Annotated in this window: 21 protein-coding genes and 1 tRNA gene; 11 read left to right on the forward strand and 11 right to left on the reverse strand. The window is 64.1% G+C overall.

The window, feature by feature from the left end:
• Positions 1 to 163: 163 nt before the first annotated feature.
• A complete protein-coding gene (locus Q7U29_RS12350) occupies positions 164 to 304 on the reverse strand; it encodes a hypothetical protein (protein ID WP_304741770.1) in 141 nt (46 codons plus the stop codon).
• Between the two features lie 36 nt (positions 305 to 340).
• Here Q7U29_RS12350 and Q7U29_RS12355 point away from each other — a divergent pair, with 36 nt between their 5' ends.
• The 9 genes from Q7U29_RS12355 (at position 341) to Q7U29_RS12395 (ending at position 8,262) form a co-directional block, all read left to right on the forward strand.
• Positions 341 to 1,021 carry an SH3 domain-containing protein gene (locus tag Q7U29_RS12355; RefSeq protein WP_304741772.1) on the forward strand — a complete coding sequence of 227 codons (681 nt, stop codon included), beginning with the start codon at positions 341 to 343 and terminating at the stop codon, positions 1,019 to 1,021.
• Between the two features lie 251 nt (positions 1,022 to 1,272).
• Positions 1,273 to 1,887: a ribonuclease D gene (locus tag Q7U29_RS12360; protein WP_304741774.1), complete on the forward strand. Its 615-nt coding sequence runs from the start codon at positions 1,273 to 1,275 to the stop codon at positions 1,885 to 1,887.
• A gap of 123 nt (positions 1,888 to 2,010) precedes the next feature.
• Positions 2,011 to 2,760, forward strand: a complete 750-nt coding sequence (gene lptC / locus Q7U29_RS12365) for an LPS export ABC transporter periplasmic protein LptC (RefSeq protein ID WP_304741776.1) — start codon at positions 2,011 to 2,013, stop codon at positions 2,758 to 2,760.
• A complete protein-coding gene (locus tag Q7U29_RS12370) occupies positions 2,757 to 3,485 on the forward strand; it encodes an LptA/OstA family protein (RefSeq protein ID WP_304741778.1) in 729 nt (242 codons plus the stop codon). The genes lptC and Q7U29_RS12370 overlap by 4 nt, the downstream gene beginning before the upstream one ends.
• A gap of 210 nt (positions 3,486 to 3,695) precedes the next feature.
• A complete protein-coding gene (gene lptB / locus Q7U29_RS12375) occupies positions 3,696 to 4,697 on the forward strand; it encodes an LPS export ABC transporter ATP-binding protein (RefSeq protein ID WP_304741780.1) in 1,002 nt (333 codons plus the stop codon).
• A gap of 142 nt (positions 4,698 to 4,839) precedes the next feature.
• On the forward strand, positions 4,840 to 6,501 hold the full coding sequence (gene rpoN, locus Q7U29_RS12380) for an RNA polymerase factor sigma-54 (RefSeq protein WP_304741782.1): 1,662 nt from the start codon (positions 4,840 to 4,842) through the stop codon (positions 6,499 to 6,501).
• A 58-nt stretch (positions 6,502 to 6,559) separates the two neighbouring features.
• On the forward strand, positions 6,560 to 7,171 hold the full coding sequence (gene hpf, locus Q7U29_RS12385; RefSeq protein ID WP_304741784.1) for a ribosome hibernation-promoting factor, HPF/YfiA family: 612 nt from the start codon (positions 6,560 to 6,562) through the stop codon (positions 7,169 to 7,171).
• A gap of 277 nt (positions 7,172 to 7,448) precedes the next feature.
• Positions 7,449 to 7,910 carry a PTS IIA-like nitrogen regulatory protein PtsN gene (ptsN, locus tag Q7U29_RS12390; RefSeq protein WP_304741786.1) on the forward strand — a complete coding sequence of 154 codons (462 nt, stop codon included), beginning with the start codon at positions 7,449 to 7,451 and terminating at the stop codon, positions 7,908 to 7,910.
• Between the two features lie 55 nt (positions 7,911 to 7,965).
• Positions 7,966 to 8,262: a nucleotidyltransferase family protein gene (locus Q7U29_RS12395; RefSeq protein ID WP_304741788.1), complete on the forward strand. Its 297-nt coding sequence runs from the start codon at positions 7,966 to 7,968 to the stop codon at positions 8,260 to 8,262.
• A 180-nt stretch (positions 8,263 to 8,442) separates the two neighbouring features.
• On the opposite strand, the gene Q7U29_RS12400 is transcribed toward Q7U29_RS12395, so the two are convergent.
• The 8 genes from Q7U29_RS12400 to Q7U29_RS12435 form a co-directional block, all read right to left on the reverse strand.
• A complete protein-coding gene (locus tag Q7U29_RS12400; RefSeq protein WP_304741789.1) occupies positions 8,443 to 8,709 on the reverse strand; it encodes a DUF1150 domain-containing protein in 267 nt (88 codons plus the stop codon).
• A 50-nt stretch (positions 8,710 to 8,759) separates the two neighbouring features.
• Positions 8,760 to 9,185: an Hsp20 family protein gene (locus Q7U29_RS12405; RefSeq protein ID WP_304741791.1), complete on the reverse strand. Its 426-nt coding sequence runs from the start codon at positions 9,183 to 9,185 to the stop codon at positions 8,760 to 8,762.
• Positions 9,186 to 9,356: 171 nt separating this feature from the next.
• Positions 9,357 to 10,451 (reverse strand): sn-glycerol-3-phosphate import ATP-binding protein UgpC, encoded by a 1,095-nt coding sequence (locus Q7U29_RS12410; protein ID WP_304741793.1) that lies wholly within the window; start codon positions 10,449 to 10,451, stop codon positions 9,357 to 9,359.
• Between the two features lie 7 nt (positions 10,452 to 10,458).
• Positions 10,459 to 11,307: a sn-glycerol-3-phosphate ABC transporter permease UgpE gene (ugpE, locus tag Q7U29_RS12415; RefSeq protein WP_304741794.1), complete on the reverse strand. Its 849-nt coding sequence runs from the start codon at positions 11,305 to 11,307 to the stop codon at positions 10,459 to 10,461.
• Positions 11,307 to 12,191 carry a sn-glycerol-3-phosphate ABC transporter permease UgpA gene (gene ugpA / locus Q7U29_RS12420; protein ID WP_304741796.1) on the reverse strand — a complete coding sequence of 295 codons (885 nt, stop codon included), beginning with the start codon at positions 12,189 to 12,191 and terminating at the stop codon, positions 11,307 to 11,309. Before ugpA ends, ugpE begins: the two co-directional genes overlap by 1 nt.
• A gap of 182 nt (positions 12,192 to 12,373) precedes the next feature.
• Positions 12,374 to 13,687 (reverse strand): sn-glycerol-3-phosphate ABC transporter substrate-binding protein UgpB, encoded by a 1,314-nt coding sequence (ugpB, locus tag Q7U29_RS12425; RefSeq protein ID WP_304741798.1) that lies wholly within the window; start codon positions 13,685 to 13,687, stop codon positions 12,374 to 12,376.
• A 304-nt stretch (positions 13,688 to 13,991) separates the two neighbouring features.
• A complete protein-coding gene (locus Q7U29_RS12430; protein WP_304741800.1) occupies positions 13,992 to 15,194 on the reverse strand; it encodes a CaiB/BaiF CoA-transferase family protein in 1,203 nt (400 codons plus the stop codon).
• A gap of 143 nt (positions 15,195 to 15,337) precedes the next feature.
• Positions 15,338 to 15,763: an organic hydroperoxide resistance protein gene (locus tag Q7U29_RS12435; RefSeq protein WP_304741802.1), complete on the reverse strand. Its 426-nt coding sequence runs from the start codon at positions 15,761 to 15,763 to the stop codon at positions 15,338 to 15,340.
• 165 nt (positions 15,764 to 15,928) lie between these two features.
• Here Q7U29_RS12435 and Q7U29_RS12440 point away from each other — a divergent pair, with 165 nt between their 5' ends.
• A complete protein-coding gene (locus tag Q7U29_RS12440) occupies positions 15,929 to 16,387 on the forward strand; it encodes a MarR family winged helix-turn-helix transcriptional regulator (RefSeq protein WP_304741803.1) in 459 nt (152 codons plus the stop codon).
• A 35-nt stretch (positions 16,388 to 16,422) separates the two neighbouring features.
• On the opposite strand, the gene Q7U29_RS12445 is transcribed toward Q7U29_RS12440, so the two are convergent.
• Together Q7U29_RS12445 and Q7U29_RS12450 are read right to left on the reverse strand one after the other, a co-directional pair.
• Positions 16,423 to 16,498: transfer RNA gene (locus Q7U29_RS12445), tRNA-Ala, on the reverse strand.
• A gap of 142 nt (positions 16,499 to 16,640) precedes the next feature.
• Positions 16,641 to 17,066, reverse strand: coding sequence for a TIGR02300 family protein (locus Q7U29_RS12450; RefSeq protein ID WP_304741805.1), 426 nt, complete (start codon positions 17,064 to 17,066; stop codon positions 16,641 to 16,643).
• 146 nt (positions 17,067 to 17,212) lie between these two features.
• On the opposite strand from Q7U29_RS12450, the gene aroA reads away from it, so the two are divergent.
• Positions 17,213 to 18,550 carry a 3-phosphoshikimate 1-carboxyvinyltransferase gene (aroA, locus tag Q7U29_RS12455; RefSeq protein WP_304741807.1) on the forward strand — a complete coding sequence of 446 codons (1,338 nt, stop codon included), beginning with the start codon at positions 17,213 to 17,215 and terminating at the stop codon, positions 18,548 to 18,550.
• Positions 18,551 to 18,644: the final 94 nt, after the last annotated feature.

Consider the following 18,644-nt stretch of genomic DNA (forward strand, 5'->3'; position numbering starts at 1 on the left):
GTCCCGCAGGCACGACGGGCACGTTCCCGAACTGCGTGCGGCCGCCACCTAAGGCCTGTCCCGCGGGTACGACGGGCACGTTCCCGAACTGCGTGCGGCCGCCGCCGCAGGCCTGTCCCGCGGGTACGACGGGCACGTTCCCGAACTGCGTGCGGCCGCCACCTCAGGTCTGTCCCGCAGGTACGACGGGCACATTCCCGAATTGCGTGCGGCCGCCGCCGCCACCGCCGAGACCGGTAACGCCCCCGCCGGGCTGCGCGCCGCCGAAAAAGCTGAACGCGGCGGGACAGTGTCTCTGACGCATGGGCAGGGTATCCACGGCGTGACCAGCAGTCACGCCGTGGCCATACGGACAGCCCCGCTATTCGCCGTGGCGGTCCTGGCCGCCACGATGCTTTCCGCCGGAGTCGCCGACGCGCAAACCCGCACCTATTCCTGCGACAAGGGCAACGCCATCACACTGACGGTGATCGGACCGGACGCGATCACGGCCGGCCCGATAGAGGGCGGGACGACGCGGCTGAAAAAGAGCCCCGGCGATCCCCTGCGCTTTTCCGACGGCGATTACGCCGTGCAGATCTCGCCGGACCAGGCCCGGATCACCGTGGAAATTCCGGACTGGGGATCCGCCCAATGCCGGTTCAAGCCGCAGGAGGCCGGGCAGGGTGGCCGGCCCGGCCTCGGCAATACCGATCCGTGCGGCCCGGGTTTCCATCAGTCGCCGCAGACCGGCCGCTGTGATCGCAACGAAAATCCTCCCGCCCCGCGCCCCGTCGCCGGGCCAGCCCGGCTGCCGATGGCGGGGATGTCGCTCGGCGGCATCATGCGCGCGGCGCCGTCGATGTCGGCGCCGAAGCTGGCGAGCCTGGCCGAGAAGAGCGGCATCACGCTGCTGGAGCGCGCCGGCGCGATGGACGGTTACGACTGGTTTAAGATCGAATTCCACGGCCGCATCGGCTACCAGTGGGGCGGCATCATGTGCTCGGATCAGGCGATTTCAGGCGTTCTGCAGAAGTGCTGATAGCGCTTGCCGGCAACCCGGCCCGTAACTGTGCATGGGGTTGTTTTCGATATTTTGCCCAGGCCCGGCCAGGCATCGCCACCGGAAAGTCGGGCGCCATACCTGCCGGCCGGCCGACACCATCGAAAACACTTGCCTTTCAGTAGTTTGAGATCGAAACAGGTGCTTGTCGCCGCCGATCGCTGCCCTCGTTTGTTGGCGATTTCAACGTTAGTTTGGGCCGCATCGATTCGACGAGGTTTTACAGCATCATGACCATCCGCCTGCATCGCGGCGACCTGCCCGATTTGTCCCGCTATACCGATTCGGTGGCGATCGATACCGAGACCATGGGGCTGCATCCGCACCGCGACCGGCTCTGCGTGGTGCAGCTGTCGAACGGCGACGGCAGCGCCGACGTGGTGCAGATCCCGAAAGGTCATACCGATGCGCCGAACCTGAAGGCGCTGCTGGGCAATCCGAAAGTGACAAAGATCTTCCACTTCGCGCGGTTCGATCTCGCCGCGCTCTACAACGCCTTCGGCGTAATGCCTGAGCCGGTGTATTGCACCAAGATCGCCTCGCGGCTTTGCCGCACCTATACCGACCGCCACGGCCTGAAGGATCTGGTGCGCGAGGTGCTCAACGTCGATCTGTCGAAGCAGCAGCAGTCCAGCGACTGGGGCGCGCAGACCCTGAGCGAGGCGCAGCTCGCCTATGCCGCTTCCGACGTGCTGCATCTGCATGGCCTGCGCCAACGGCTCGACGGCATGCTCGCGCGCGAGGGCCGCCTGGAACTCGCCCAGGCCTGTTTCGACTTCCTGCCCTCGCGAGCCCGGCTCGACCTGCAGGGCTGGGACACCGAGGACATTTTCGCCCATTCCTGAGCGCCTTAAGGCGCTATGCCGCGGCTGTCCGCCCCGTTTCGGTCACACTGCTAGCGAGTGTCGGGCTGCAAATTCTGGCGATTCCGGGTAGTATGGCCGCGATCCCAGCGCTTTGGAGCAGCGGTGAATTCGGTTCAAAACCCACCCTATCAAGCCGGAATGGATGCCCGCTTTCGGATCGCGGCGCGCCACAGCCGGATGGTGCGGGTGCTCCGCGTCGCGGTGCCGGCGGCCGTGGTGCTGGCGATGACGGCCATCGTCTTCGTCTCGGTCTATAATCCGTTCCGCATGCTGCTGCCGAAGCTGCCGGTCGACATTGGAAACCTGGTGGTATCCGGCACCAAGATCACGATGGAAGCGCCGCATATGTCCGGCTACACGCCGGATCAGCGGCCCTACGAGGTCTGGGCCAAGACCGCGACCCAGGACCTGACCGATCCGGACAAGGTCGACCTCAGGACGCTGCGCGCCAAGGTATTGATGGAAGACCGCACCACCCACATCACGCTCGATGCCCGCAGCGGGCTGTTCGACTCCAAGGCGCAGCTGCTGGACCTGCGCAAGGATATTTTCCTGCAGTCCTCCTCGGGCTATGAAGCCCGGATGTCGCAGGCGCTGGTCGATATCGGCAAGAGCACGGTGACGTCGGAAGAGCATGTCGACGTCAAATTGCTCAACGGCACGCTGAGCGCCGACCGGCTGCGGATAACCGGCGGCGGCGAGGTGGTGCGGTTCGAAGGCAATGTCGTGCTGAACCTGGATAATCTGGGTGCTCCCGAGGAGCCGGCGACGCCGCCGGATTCCGCTGCGCCATCTGTCAATCAACCTGCCAGGACACGATCGGTGTCCGGCAAGTCCGCCAACCCGAAATGATCTCGATGATGATGTTTTCTCCGCGCAGCACTTCGATCGGACGGATCGCGCATTATGCCTGCACGGCCGCCTGCGCGCTGACGTTGCTCGTCGCCGGCGAAGCATCAGCGCAAAGCGCGATGTCAGGCGTCCCCAACGCCATGCAGGGTTTTTCGCAAAACCGCGACCAGCCGATCCAGATCGAGGCCGCCTCGCTGGAGATGCGCGACAAGAAGAAGGAAGCGACCTTCGCCGGCAATGTGAAGGTGATCCAGGGCGACACCACCATGACGTCGAAGAGCCTGGTGGTGTTCTACGATGGGGGATCGGCGCCCGCCGCCGCACCTGCCGCCAAGGGCGGCAATGCGAAGGCGGCCAAATCGGCGCCGATGCAGGCTGCGACGCCCGGCCCCGGCGGCAGCTCGTCGATCCGCAGGCTCGAGGCCAAGGGCAATGTGGTGGTGACCCAGAAGGATCAGGTGGTGACCGGGGAAACCGCGGTGTTCGACACCAGGGCCAACATGATCACCATGCTCGGCGGCATCGTGCTGACCCAGGGCAAGAACGTGCTGCGCGGCGACCGGCTGATGGTGGACATGGCGACCGGAGTGTCGCGCGTCGAATCCGACAGCGGCCGGGTCCAGGGCCTGTTCATATCCTCCGGCGGCGGTGGCGCTCCGGCGATCCCGGGGATGCCGGGTTCGACACCCGGACCGCCGCCCAGCCCCTCAAATAAACCAAAATAACATCAATCACTTGTACGATATGTGCCGGTGGCGAGGTTGAAGCTCGCGGGGCAAGGCTGTATCTACCGGGCGGCTGGCGGCGCGATCCGAGCCTGAGATCGAGGTTGTTTCTTTCGGGCAGGGGACATCCGTTCATTCATGTTGCCGCGGCCAATCGATCGGCCGGCGGCGGGTCGCGGGAGACCGTGAAAGGCACGAGCGAAGCGGGGGATGGTGGATTTACTCAGCATGTTCCGTCGACGGCCGGCCAAGCGCGGTCCTTCCGGATTTGCGCGCTCGCGTGAGGACATCACCGCGCTCGGCGATACCATTGGCGACATGCTGACCAGTCCGGTGCGCGATGCGCCGCCGATGGCCCGCGAAGCCATTCCAGTTGCCCATGACGTCGTGCTGCCGCGGCCGAGCGCGCCAGCTGAAAAGCCGCGTCCGCCAAAATCCAAGGAAAAGTCGAAGGTCAATGGCGCGACCGCGCCCCGGCTGACCAAGCGGGCCGGCTATCTGGCTGTGCATAGCGTGGAAAAGAGTTTTGGCACCCGACAGGTCGTGCGCGGCGTCAGTATCTATGTGCGGCGCGGCGAGGCGGTCGGTTTGCTGGGCCCGAACGGCGCCGGCAAGACCACGGTATTTTATATGATCACCGGCCTGATCAAGGCCGATCGCGGCGCCATCGAACTCGATGGCCACGACGTCACCAAGCTGCCGATGTATCAGCGCGCCCGGCTCGGAATCGGCTACCTGCCGCAGGAAGCGTCGATCTTCCGCGGCCTCACCGTGGAGCAGAATATCCGCGCGGTGCTGGAGGTCGTGGAGCCCTCGAGGAAAAAGCGCGAGGCCGAACTCAACTCGCTGCTCGAGGAGTTCAATATCACCCGATTGCGCAAAAGCCCGTCGATTGCGCTGTCCGGCGGCGAACGCCGCCGCGTCGAGATCGCACGCGCGCTGGCGACCCGGCCGAATTATATGCTGCTCGACGAACCCTTCGCCGGCATCGATCCGATCGCGGTGGGCGACATTCAGGACCTGGTCCGCCACCTCACCAATCGCGGCATCGGCGTCCTGATTACCGATCACAATGTGCGGGAAACGCTGGGGCTGACCGATCGCGCCTATATCGTCTATGCCGGCGAGATCCTGACCGAGGGCAGTCCGGAAGAGATCGTCGCCAATCCGGATGTGCGGCGGCTTTATCTGGGTGAGGAATTCAGGCTCTAGGCTTGGCTTTAAGCCTCAGCTTAACCTTAGGACCTGGATTTCGCCTCTAGTACTTTTTTCCCGTCCGTCAAGCCGTGTACATCGGCTTTGGACTAGTTTAAGCAAGAATCGGACCAACTTTCGTGGATCGGTTCTTTTTCGCATGGCGCTGTCGCAGAGATTAGAGTTCCGCCAATCCCAGTCGCTGGTGATGACGCCGCAGCTGATGCAGGCGATCAAGCTGCTGCAGCTGTCCAACCTCGACCTTTCGGCCTTCGTGGAAGAGGAACTGGAGCGCAATCCGCTGTTGGAGCGCGCCAGCGAGGGCACCGAGCCGCCGGTGGCGGGCGAACCGGCCGCCGAGCGGGGCGAATATTCGGGGCATGACGAGCAGGCCTCCGCCTACGGCGACGAGAGCGGCGGTGAAGGTTCCGACCTGGCCGGCGGGGCCGCCGGCGAGGGTTTCGAGGCGCCGCAGGAAGACTGGATGAACCGCGATCTCGGCAGCCGCTCCGAGATCGAGCAGACCCTCGATACCCCGCTCGACAACGTGTTTACCGAGGAACCGGCCGAGGCCGCCGCGCGCACTGCGCAGGACGCGGCGCCGACCGCCTATACCGAATGGGGCGGCGGCGCCTCCAACGACGACAGCTACAATCTCGAAGCCTTCGTCGCCGCCGAGGTGACGCTGGGCAGCCATCTCGCCGAACAGCTGGCGGTGGCCTTTACCGATCCGGCGCAGCGCATGGTCGGGCAATATCTGATCGATCTGGTCGACGAAGCCGGTTATCTGCCGCCGGACCTGGGGCAGGCCGCCGAACGGCTGGGGGCGTCGCAGGCGGACGTCGAGGCGGTGCTCGCGGTGCTGCAGAAATTCGATCCGCCCGGCGTCTGCGCGCGTTCCCTCAGCGAGTGCCTGGCGATCCAGCTGCGCGAACTCAACCGCTACGACCCCGCGATGCGGGCGCTGGTCGAGCATCTCGACCTGCTGGCCAAGCGCGATATCGCGTCCTTGCGAAAACTGTGCGGCGTCGATGACGAGGATATCACCGACATGATCGGTGAAATTCGCCGGCTCAACCCGAAACCCGGCCTGAAATTCGGCTCGGCCCGGACCCAGACCATGGTGCCGGATGTCTATGTGCGGCCGGGCCCCGATGGCGGCTGGCATGTCGAACTCAACAGCGACACGTTGCCGCGCGTGCTGGTCAACCAGATCTATTACACCGAGCTGTCGAAGAACATCCGCAAGGACGGCGACAAGTCGTACTTCTCCGATTGCCTGCAGAACGCCACCTGGCTGGTGCGCGCGCTCGACCAGCGCGCCCGCACCATCCTGAAGGTAGCGACCGAGATCGTGCGCCAGCAGGACGGCTTCTTCACCCACGGCGTCGCGCATTTGCGGCCGCTCAATCTGAAAGCGGTGGCGGACGCGATCCAGATGCATGAATCGACGGTGTCGCGGGTTACCGCCAACAAATACATGGCGACCAATCGCGGCAGTTTCGAATTGAAGTATTTCTTCACCGCCTCGATCGCGTCGGCCGATGGCGGCGACGCCCATTCGGCCGAGGCCGTCCGGCATCACATCAAGCAGCTGATCGACGCGGAGGACCCGGCCGTGATCCTGTCCGACGACACCATCGTGGAACGATTGCGCGTCTCCGGCATTGATATCGCCCGTCGCACGGTTGCGAAGTACCGCGAGGCGATGCGAATCCCTTCCTCGGTGCAACGCCGCCGCGACAAGCAGAGCATGCTCGGTAATGCCCTTTCGGCGCCCGCCGCATCCACCGACAGGTCCCGGGACACCGCCCCGGCCTGATTGCGTCCCCGCCAAATCGGAATAGTGTCGGTTCCGTCCAGACCAATCGAGGCATCAAATGACTCTCCGGATCTCGGGAAAAAGCATCAGCGTCGGCGACGCCCTGCGCGGGCGCGTCAGCGAGCGCACCGATGAAGTGCTGCGCAAGTACTTCGACGGCAACTATTCCGGCCACATCACGCTGAGCAAGGACGGTTTCGGTTTCCGCACCGACTGCTCGCTGCATCTGGATTCGGGAATCACGCTCGAAGCCGATTCCAATGCCGCCGACGCCTATGCCAGCGCCGACCAGGCGCTGCTGATGATCGAAAAGCGCCTGCGCCGCTACAAGAGCCGGCTCAAGGATCGCTCGGCGCGAAAGTCGCATGCCGAAGCGGTGGCGATGGCTGAGCTGACCGCGCCGACCTTCAGCGTCCCGAGCTATGTGATCGAGGCGCCGGCCGGCGACGACGAACACGACGAGACCGGCTACAGCCCGGTCATCATCGCCGAGGCGACCACGTCGCTGAAGCGGTTTTCGGTCAGCGAGGCGGTGATGGAACTGGACCTGACCGGTGCCGCCTGCCTGGTATTTCAGCATGGCTCCAGCGGGCGGGTGAACATCATTTACCGCCGGCCGGACGGCAATGTCGGCTGGATCGATCCCCCGGTGCTCCCCTCAGGGGGATAGCCGGGAAACCGGCCATAACCGGCATTGACGCCCCCGGAGAGCCTCCCTATAGGGAGCCTCCCTGTGGTCCGCCGCTCTCGAGGGGAGCAGACTTCAAGGAGACCTTGGGACAACTCCCCCGGGTGTTGGCACCGGTCCTGCGTTGGAGTAGGAGAAGGCCCGTAGAAGCCCTGATGGGCAGCCGGGTGCAGGCCTGCTACCGCGATCCAAGTTCTTGACGTCACCCCTCTGAACCCTATTTCGCAACCTGACGGCTCAATTCACCTCGGAACGTTCCATGATGATTACCGATCTGGTCGCACCCGAGGCGATCCTCCCGGCGTTGAAGGTCAACAGCAAGAAGCAGGCGCTGCAGGAACTGGCGGCGCGGGCGGCCAGCCTGACCGGGCAGAACGAACGCGCGGTGTTCGAGGTTCTGCTGCAGCGCGAGAAGCTCGGCACCACCGCCGTCGGCTATGGCGTCGCCATCCCGCACGGCAAGCTGCCCAAGCTGGAAAAGCTGTTCGGCCTGTTCGCCCGCCTCGAACGCCCGATCGACTTCGAATCGATGGACGGCCAGCCGGTCGATCTGATTTTCCTGCTGCTGGCGCCGGAAGGCGCCGGCGCCGATCACCTGAAGGCGCTGGCGCGCATCGCCCGGCTGCTGCGCGACCAGGACGTCGCCAAGAAGCTGCGCGCCTCGCGCGACGCCCAGGCGATCTATTCCGTGCTGGCGCTGCCGCCGGCCAGCGCGGCGTAGGGCGATCCGTAGGGCGCCTTTGTCGGGTTTTGCACAGACGTGCTATGCTGATCCCATGACCAAGGCTGAAACACTCAGGAAACTGCGCAATCAGGCCGACGCCATCAAGGCGCTCGGCGCGACGTCGCTCTATCTGTTCGGCTCAACTGCGCGCAACAGGGCCAGTGCCAAGAGCGACGTAGATATCTTTATCGATTATGATCCGCGCGGACGGTTCAATGCGCTGGATCTGGTGGCAGCAAAGCGATTGCTCGAGAAGAGCCTCGGTGTCGAGGTTGATCTCACTACCCGTAAAGGGCTGCATCCGCTGATACGCAAGCAGGTCGAGGCCGAGGCAACGCGGGTTTTCTAGATGGCCACGCGCTCGCCCTTGCTGCGTATCCACAATAGCGCCAACGAGCGCAGCGCAAGCCCAAAACAAAATACGCGGACATTGGCTCGATGTGATCGAGGACATGCCCGCGTATCGCAAATTCCTGATGAGCGTCAACCGTCGCAGCGAAGCCGCGCCGGTGACGGCAGCAAGCCTCCGTCAGTGAACGCTGACGGCCTGCAATTCGTTGCTCCATGCGTTGGCGATCGCCGCTTCACGGCTGTCGGTCAGCATGATCGGCGTGCCGTCGGCGGCATGCAGCGCGAACAGTTTCAGGCCCGGCGCGATTTTCGGCGCCTGCGGAAACAGTCCCGGTACGTCCTCGGAACGGATCTGCTTCACATAGGCGATATGGCCCTCGCCCAGGGTGGCCAGCGTCTCGGTGGAGACGGTTTCGGTTTCAAACACAACACCAGCATCAGTCATGGTCTCGACTCCTCTGTCAGACTAAGCGGTCGAGTCCGCTACTCGTTCCATTATTCGTGCTCATTGATAGCAATTGTCTTAACGACCTTTTCAGGTTCCGGCCTTGCGAGGTCGATCGACAACAGCCCGTTCTTCAAATCCGCGCCCAGCACCTGCATCCCCTCCGCCAGCACGAAGGTGCGCTGGAAGTGGCGCGCGGCGATGCCGCGATGGATGTATTGCCGAACCTTGTCGTCCTGCTGGCGGCCCCGGATCACGAGCTGGTTTTCCTCAATGGTTACATCGAGTTGATCACGGGTGAAGCCAGCCACTGCCAGCGTGATTCGCAGGCATTCGGGCGCACCATTGCTGCGGTCGCAGCGCTCGATGTTGTAGGGAGGATAACCGTCGGCACCCTTGACCACGCGATCGAGCGCACGCTCGATTTCGTCGAAGCCAAGCAGGAACGGACTGGATAACGAGGGAACACGAGACATAGTTTACAAAGCCCTCTCGAAGCGACTTTGGCATTTCAGGGCCCTTGCGGCGCCCCATGACACCGGGTGGCGGATCTGCCCTCCGGTCATGAGCAATATGGGCATGATTTGCGGCGCGTTCAAGCGCCTGAAGAAACGCGACAAAATGCCCGAAATGGCGGAAATCGAGGCCTACAGATCGATTCGTTTCCGCCCGTCGGCACTGAACAGATGCAGGCTCTCGCGCGGGGCGACCGCCTTGATTCGCTCGCCGATGGCGGGGGCGACTGCGCCCGGGATCCGCACGATCACCTCGCCCGGCGGCAGTTCGCCGGGGTTGGCGGCGACGCCCTGAATTTCGTGCTGGCGGGTGCCGTAAATGAAGGTCTCGGCCCCGACCCGCTCGATCGCTTCCACCGTGAGGTCGAGCGCGATGCCGCCGACAATGGTCTCGCTCGAAATGATAAAATCCTCGGGGCGGATTCCCAGGATACCGGCTTCGCTGGCGGCGCGGCTGTCGCCGGCGAATTGCGCGCTGATTTCGTCCGATCGCAACGGCATCAGATTCATCGGCGGCGCGCCGATGAAGGAAGCGACGAAGGTGGTGGCGGGCTTCTGATAGATGTCGAGCGGATTGCCGATCTGCTCGACCCGGCCGCCGTTCATGACCACGAGAATGTCGGCCAGTGTCATCGCCTCCAGCTGGTCGTGGGTGACGTAGATCGAGGTGGTCTTCAAGCGCCGCTGCAATTTTCGGATCTCGACGCGCATGGCGATGCGCAGCTTGGCGTCGAGGTTCGACAAGGGCTCGTCGAACAGGAAGACCTTCGGCTGCCGCACGATGGCGCGGCCCATCGCGACGCGCTGGCGCTGGCCGCCGGAGAGCTGCTTCGGCTTGCGATCGAGCATGGTGCCGAGTTCGAGAATGCGGGCGGCTTCCTGTACCCTGGTGTCGATCTCGGGCTCCGGCATGCGCCGGTTACGCAGGCCGTAGGCCATGTTGTTGTAGACGGTCATATGCGGATAGAGCGCGTAATTCTGGAACACCATGGCAATGTCGCGGTCGGCCGGCTCGATCTGGTTGACGATACGTCCGCCGATATCGATGTCGCCCGACGTGATGGTTTCGAGGCCGGCGACCATGCGCAGCAGCGTGGACTTGCCGCAGCCGGAGGGGCCGACCAGCACGCAGAACTGGCCGTCGCCGACTTCGAAGTCGATGCCCTTGATGGCCTCGAAGCCACCGGTGTAGGTTTTACGGACGTCGCGGAGAACTACGTTGGCCATCTCAGTCCTATTTCTCGGTCTCGACCAGGCCGCGCACGAACAGCCGCTGCATGAATATCACCACCGCCACCGGCGGCAGCATGGCGAGGACGGCGGTCGCCATCGCCAGCTGCCATTCGGCCAGTTCATCCGTCGTGACGAGCATCTTCTTGATGCCGGTGACGATGGTCTGCATCGAATCCTGGGTGGTGATCAGCAACGGCCAAAGATACTGATTCCAGCCATAGATGAACTGGATCACGAACAGGGCGGAGATCGTCGTAACCGACAGCGGCAGCAGGGTATCCCAGAAAAACCGGAACGGTCCGGCGCCGTCGATGCGCGAGGCTTCCAGCAACTCGTCCGGCACGGTCATGAAGAACTGCCGGAACAGCAGCGTGCCGGTCGCGGACGCAATCAACGGCAGGATCAGCCCGGCATAGGTGTCGAGCATGCGCAGGTCGGCGACGACCTTGTAGGTCGGATAGATGCGGACCTCGACCGGCAGCATCAGGGTAACGAAGATGATCCAGAACGCGGTCTTGCGGAACGGAAAGCGGAAATACACCACCGCATAGGCGGACAGGATCGAAATGCAGATCTTGCCTACCGCGATGCCGATCGCGGAGATGAACGAGTTGAGCAGCAGTTGGCCGACCGGCTCGGGGGCGGTGCGGGAGCCGCCGACGAAGATGGCGCGGTAGTAATTCTCGAGCGCATGGCCGCCCGGCGACAGCGGCATCCGCCCGCCGACCACGGTCGCGGCGTCATGGGTCGAGGCGATGACGGCGACATAGACCGGAAACGCCACGATGAACACGCCGAGGGTGAGGATGGCGTAGGCGATGATGTCGTTCCACGGGCGATGCTCGACCATCAGTACTGCACCTTGCGCTCGACATACTTGAACTGGACCGCGGTCAGCGCGATGACGATGACCATCAGCACCACCGATTGCGCCGCCGAGCCGCCGAGATCGCCGCCGAGCCGGCCGTCGGCATAGACCTTGTAGACCATGGTGGTGGTGGCGCCGGCAGGTCCCCCGCCGGTCACCGCGTCGATGATGCCGAAGGTGTCGAAGAAAACGTAGACGATGTTCACGACCAGCAGGAAGAAGGTGGTCGGCGAGAGCAGCGGGAATATGATGGTCCAGAACCGCCGCATCGGACCCGCGCCGTCAATCGCGCCGGCCTCGATCACGCTCTTGGGAATCGACTGCAGTCCGGCGAGAAAGAACAGGAAATTGTAGGCGATCTGCTTCCACACCGCCGACATCACCACCAGCGTCATGGCGTGGTTGCCGTTCAGGAGCGGGTTCCAGTCGAGGCCGAGGCCGCGCAGCGGCCGCGCCAGGGTGCCGAGGGACGGGTGGAAGATGAAGAACCACAGTACGCCGGCCACCGCCGGCGCCACCGCATAGGGCCAGATCATGAAGGTCTTGTAGACCGGCGCGGCCTTGAGGTTCTTGTCGGCCTGGGTTGCGAACAGAAGCGCGATCGAGAGCGACAGCGCCGCGACCAGCGTCGAGAATATCAGCGTCGTCAGCATCGCCTTGTAATATTCAGGCTGCGCAAACAGCGCCTGGTAATTTTCCAGTCCGACGAATTCGGAAACGAGGCCGAAGGCATCCTCGCGCTTGAACGATTGCAGGACCGCCTGGCTGGCCGGCCAGTAGAAAAATACGAATGTGATGATGAGCTGCGGCGCCAGCAGCGCGTAGGGAAGCAGCTTGCTCCTGTTGAAGACCGCGGACTTTTCCATGCAGACCCAAATCAGGCTCAAAAAAAGCGATTGCCGCAATGCATTCGTCATTGCGAGGAGCGTAAGCGACGAAGCAATCCATTCTCCGGCGACGCCGAACTATGGATTGCTTCGCGGAGTTTACCGCCGGGCGGCGCTTCGCGCCGACCCGATGGCTCGCAATGACGAAACTCCCAGGTTCCCTATTTCGCCGTCTTTTCGAACGTCCGCAACATGGCATTGCCGCGAGATACGGCCGCGTCGAGTGCTTCCTGCGCGGTCTTCTTGCCCGCGAGCGCCGCCTCGATTTCCTCGGCCCAGACGTCGCGCATCTGCACCATGTTGCCGAAGCGCAGGCCGCGCGAATTCTCGGTCGGCTCCTTGTTGGTCAGTTCCTTCAGCGGCGTCTCCAGGATGGGATTCTTCTGGTAGAAGCCGTCGGCCTTGGTCTTCTCGTAAGCCGCCTTGGTGATCGGCAGGTAGCCGGATTCCTGATGCAGCTTGGCCTGGCGGTTGGTGTCCGAAAGGAACGCGAAGAACTTCGCGACGCCCTTGTATTCCTCGGGCTTCTTGCCGCCCATCACCCACAGGGAAGCGCCGCCGATGATCGAGTTCTGCGGAGCTCCGGCGGCATCGGGATAATACGGCATCGGCGCCGAGGTGAAGTCGAACTTGGCGGTGCCCTTGGCGGTGCCGTAATAACCCGAGGAAGTCAGGAAGATCGCGCATTCGCCCGAGCCGAACCGGGCTTCGCCGGCGTTGGCGCGGCCGGCATAGTCGTAGGTCTTGTCCTTCTGCAGGTCGATCAGGTTCTGCAGGTGCTTGACGTGCAGCGGCGAGTTGAACTTCAGCACGGTGTCGAAGCCGTCGAGCCCGTTCGCCTTGGTGCCGATCGCCACGTTGTGCCAGGCGGAGAATTGCTCGATATGGACCCATGACGCCCAGGCGTTGGAGAAGCCGCAGGTCTCATGACCCGACGCCTTCAGTTTCTTGGCGGCAGCGAAAACTTCCGGCCATGTTTTCGGGATCTCGGCGATGCCGGCCTTCTTCAGCTCATCCTTGTTGATCCACATCACCGTCGATGACGAGTTGAAGGGAAACGACAGCATGTCGCCCTTCGAGGTCGAGTAGTAGCCCGTGATGGTCGGCAGGTAGGCCTTGGGGTCGAACGGCTCGCCGGCATCCTTCATCAGCTGATAGACTGGCTTGATGGCGCCGGTGGCGCTCATCATGGTCGCGGTGCCGACTTCGAACACCTGCATGATGTGGGGAGCGTTGCCGGCGCGGAACGCGGCGATGCCGGCGTTCATGGTGTCGGCATAGCCGCCCTTGAAGGACGGCATCACCTTGTAGTCCGACTGGCTGGCGTTGAAATCCGCCGCGAGCTTGTTGACGACGTCGTTGTTGGCGCCGGTCATGGCGTGCCACCACTGCAGCTCCGTCACGGCGTGAGCGGGCGTTGCAAGCGCCAGCGTTGTCGCCAGCGTGGTGGCAAGGCCGAAATGTCGTAGCATCATAAAACCCCTCCCGGTTGGATCGTCATCTTCGTTTCGCGCGTTAACAGCGCTGGATGACGTGCAAATGACCGTATATGCGAAAGCATGGTATGGGGGAAGCGGCGGCGAGGGGAAGCCGGAAAATAGGCGGAGACGATCTCTGATGTCGTCCCGGACAAGCGAGCGTTGCGAGCGCTGATCCGGGATCGATACGCCGCGGCCCATTGTTCGGGCACGGAGGCAGACACCTCCGGCCACAACTAACGCCCGGGATTATGGGTCCCTGCTTTCGCAGGGACGACGCTTGGAGAGTTGCGCTCGAACCTCAGCGCTTCCGCTCATTGCCGCAGACCGCGCCCCTGGCGACCAGGGCCGCGATCTCATCAGCCGAATACCCGAACTCGCCCAGCACCTCGGCGGTATGCTGGCTGAATTTCGGCGGGGTACGGCGCAGGCTAGGCTTGCTGCGCGAAAGCCGGATCGGCGAGGCGACCCCCTTGTACCAGTCCTTTTCGATGACGTCGCCGCGATGCAGGGTGTGGGCGCTGGTGAGCGCCTGGTCGATCGACTGCACCGGACCGGCCGGCAGGCCGGCGGCGAGCAGGCGGTCGCATAGCGGGCCGGCGTCGTGCTGGCTGAACACGGCGGCGAGTTCGGCGCGCAGCGCATCGCGGTTGGCGATGCGGTCCTTGTTGCGGGCAAAGCGCGGATCGGTGCCGAGTTCGGGCTTGCCGATCTCTTTTGCCAGCTTGCGAAAGGTGCCGTCATTGCCGACGCCGATGAAGATATTGTCGGTGCGCGTGGGGAAGATCGCGTAGGGCACCAGATTGGGATGCTCGTTGCCGGTGAGGCTGGGCGGCTTGCCGTGCATGAAATAATTCGCCGCATGCGGGTGCATGATGGCGAGGCCGGTTTCGTACAGCGTGGTTTCCAGAAACTGCCCGACGCCGGATTTCTGCCGCTCCGACAGTGCCATCAGGATGCCGATCGCGGCATAAAGCCCGGTGGTGATGTCGACCAGGGGAACGCCGATCCGCATCGGCCCGCTCTGCGGCGAGCCGGTCGCGGCGATCATGCCGGTCATGGCCTGGATGATGGCGTCATAGCCGGGATTGCCGCCGCGCGGGCCGTCGGCGCCGAAGCCGGAAATCCGGCAATGCACCAGCTTCGGGAATTTCGCGCGCAGCACGTCGTTGCCGATGCCCCATTTGTCGAGCGTGCCCGGCTTGAAATTCTCGATCAGGACGTCGGCGCTCTCCAGCATCTTCAGCAGCACCGCGCGGCCGCCCTCGGAAGCGAGGTCGAGCCCGATCGAGCGCTTGTTGCGGTTGATGCCGACGAAATAGGCCGCGTCTTCGCCGTGGAACGGAGGGCCCCAGTCGCGCACCTCGTCGCCGGCGGGCGGCTCGACCTTGATCACGTCGGCGCCGTGGTCGGCGAGGATCTGGGTGCAATAGGGTCCGCCGAGCACGCGCGTCAGATCGATCACGCGCAATCCGGTCATTGCAGCGGGCGAGGTTTCAGTCATCTGGGCCGTTTCTTGCGAGGTTTTGAGGGAACGTCGCGGCCATTAAGCATCCCGCGCGGGTCGGCGCAAATGCGGCTGGCCGCACTGTTCTCGCAAGGCAGAATGGCCCGCCCGTACCGGGAGCGGGCCATTGGCCGGGCCGATCAGACGACCGTCAGGCGGACATCGACATTGCCGCGGGTGGCGTTGGAGTAGGGACAGACCTGGTGTGCCTTCGCGACCAGCGCCTCGGCGTCGGCGCGTTCGAGACCCGGCAGGGAAACCGCCAGGTCGATGTCGAGGCCGAAACCGCCTTCCGAGCGCGGTCCGATTCCGACGGTGGAGGTCACGGAAGCGTCCGCGGGGACCTTCGGGCCGCCCCCGGCCGCCACGGCCTTCATCGCGCCGATGAAGCAGGCGGCATAGCCGGCCGCGAACAGCTGCTCGGGATTGTTGCCGGCGCCGCCGCCGCCACCGAGTTCCCTGGGGGTGGCAAGCTTCACGCTGAACGCGCCGTCGAGCGTGGCGGCGGTGCCGTCGCGGCCGCCGGTGGCCTTGGCGGTGGTTTTGTAGAGCACTTTTACCGACATCGGGTTTCTCCTTGCTGGGGTTCGTCATTTATATTGCGCACAATTGAATTTTGCACAATACAAAAAATCGTGAGCGCGCAATCTAATTGGCTACAATTGATCTTGGGCCGGTCCGGGCCCACATTGCAGCAGGGCATGCGGTGCCGTGACGACAAGAGGATGCAAATGGCCAGGAAACCCGCGGCGGACTTGCCGCTGCTGCTCGGCAATCAGCTCTGCTTTGCGGTCTATTCCACCGCGCACGCCTTCAACCGGGCCTACAAGCCGCTGCTCGACCGGCTTGGCCTGACCTATCCGCAATACCTGGTCATGCTGGTGCTGTGGGAGCGCGATGGCGTGGCGGTCAAGGACATCGGCGAGCGGCTGCTGCTGGATTCCGGCACGCTGACCCCGCTGCTGAAGCGGCTCGAAGCGGCGGAACTGGTCAAGCGCACCCGGAGTACCGAAGACGAACGCCAGGTGCTGATCGCACTGACGCCCCGGGGCCAGGCCCTCAAGGAAAAAGCCAGGGCGGTGCCCGAGGCGATCCTCGCCGCGTCGAACTGCTCGGTCGCCGAGCTACTGGCGATGAAGAACGAGCTGATCGGGCTGCGCGATCGGCTCAATGTTGCGTTGGGGGAGTAGGGGGCAATCCCGAAGCAGGCGCAGCCTGCGAAGGTTGGTGGAGCCAGGCGGGATCGAACCGCCGACCTCTTGCATGCCATGCAAGCGCTCTCCCAGCTGAGCTATGGCCCCGTAACTCTAGTCCTTTTGCCACGATCCACTTGAAAAACCGGATGCCGCTCTTCGCTAACGCGGCCTCTCGGTTCGGATCATGCTCCCCGCGCGCCTTGGGCGACTCGCGGGAAAAAACCCTGAACACGTTTCAGGGCCGATCTCAAGTCTCTTCGTCGCTGCCGACGTCGCCGATGATGTCGGTGACGTCCTCGTCGCCTTCTTCGTCGTCGGCGATGAAGGTGGAATCATCATCATCATCGTCTTCGATGGTCTCGTCGACCTCGATGTCGTCCTCGGATTCCGGAACGACAGCCTTGACCTTGCCGGTATTCTCCTCGGCATCGGCTTCCTCGAGCGGCACCAATTCCTCGGCCTCAGCGGGCTCCACAGCTTCTGCGGCCGAAGCGGCGGACGCGGCAGCCGCGGCGCGCGCGGCGGCATCGGCGCGGGTCCGCGGCGGCGGAATCGGCGCAATCGGCACCACCTCGCCGGTGTAGGGTGAAATCACCGGGTTCTTGTTGAGGTCGTAAAACTTCTTACCCGTCGTCGGGCAAATGCGTTTGGTTCCGAGATCGGATTTGGCCACGTGGGGAGTCCTGGGAATTTGTCGAAAAACGGTGCTTCACTTGGCTAGTTGACGCGGCCCTGTCAATAGCGCTGTGCGCGCATTTCGACAGTGGCGTGACGCGGCGCGGGTCATGTGGTACCTGCGCCGGCGCAGAGGACACAATCTTGACCCAATCTGACCCGCCCACGCCGCTCGAATCCCGCGCCAGCGGTCCCCTGACCGGAAAAGTCCGTGTTCCCGGCGACAAGTCGATTTCGCACCGGGCGTTGATCCTGGGGGCGCTGGCGGTCGGCGAAACCCGGATTTCGGGCCTGCTCGAGGGCGAGGACGTGCTCAATACCGCCAAATCGATGCAGGCGCTGGGTGCGAAGGTGGAGCGAACGGGCCCGTTTGCGTGGGGCGTGCGCGGGGTCGGCGTCGCCGGATTCGCGCAGCCGCAAGCTCCGCTCGATTTCGGCAATTCCGGTACCGGCTGCCGGCTGGTGATGGGAGCTGTGGCCGGCTGCCCGATCACCGCCGTGTTCGACGGCGACGCATCGCTGCGCTCGCGGCCGATGCGGCGCATCGTGGATCCCCTGCAATTGATGGGCGCCAGGGTCGTTGCCAGCGGCGAAGGCGGACGTCTGCCGCTGACGCTGCAGGGCGCGCGCGATCCCCTGCCGATCCTGTACCGCACGCCGGTGGCCTCTGCCCAGATCAAGTCCGCGGTGCTGCTGGCGGGGCTGGCGGCGCCGGGAATCACTACCGTGATCGAGACCGAGGCCAGCCGCGACCATACCGAACTGATGCTCAGGCATTTCGGGGCGCAGATCGTCTCCTCGCCCGAGGGCAGCCACGGCCGCAAGATCGTGCTGACCGGGCAACCCGAACTGCACGGCGCCGGTGTCGTGGTGCCGGCCGATCCGTCATCGGCAGCGTTTCCGATCGTCGCGGCCCTGATTGTCGAGGGCTCCGACCTTATCCTGTCAGATATCATGACCAATCCGCTGCGCACCGGGCTGTTCACCACGCTGCGCGAAATGGGCGCGTCGATCGAGGAAAGCCAGGTTCGCGGCGATGCCGGCGAGCCGATGGCCCAGTTCCGGGTCCGCGCCTCGAAACTGCGCGGTGTCGAGGTGCCGCCGGAGCGCGCACCCTCGATGATCGACGAATATCTGGTGCTGGCGGTGGCGGCCGCTTTCGCCGAGGGCACCACCATCATGCGCGGCCTGCAGGAATTGCGGGTCAAGGAATCCGACCGGCTGGAGGCCACCGCCGCCATGCTGCGCGTCAACGGCGTCAAGGTCGAGATCGTGGGCGACGATCTGATCGTCGAGGGCAAGGGCCATGTGCCCGGCGGCGGCCTGGTCGCCACCCACATGGATCACCGCATCGCGATGTCGGCGCTGGTGATGGGGCTCGCCTCCGACAAGCCGGTCAAGGTCGACGACACCGCCTTCATCGCCACCAGTTTCCCGGATTTCATCCCGATGATGCGCGGGCTCGGTGCGGAGTTTGTTTAGCCGGTCACGACGGATGGAAGGTCAAGACTGATGCGGCCAAATTCGCTTGCGGAAGCCGTTGCAAGAATTCAGACGGGCGCTTCCTGGGACGTGG

This window comes from Bradyrhizobium sp. (assembly GCF_030654605.1).
Lineage (GTDB): Bacteria > Pseudomonadota > Alphaproteobacteria > Rhizobiales > Xanthobacteraceae > Bradyrhizobium.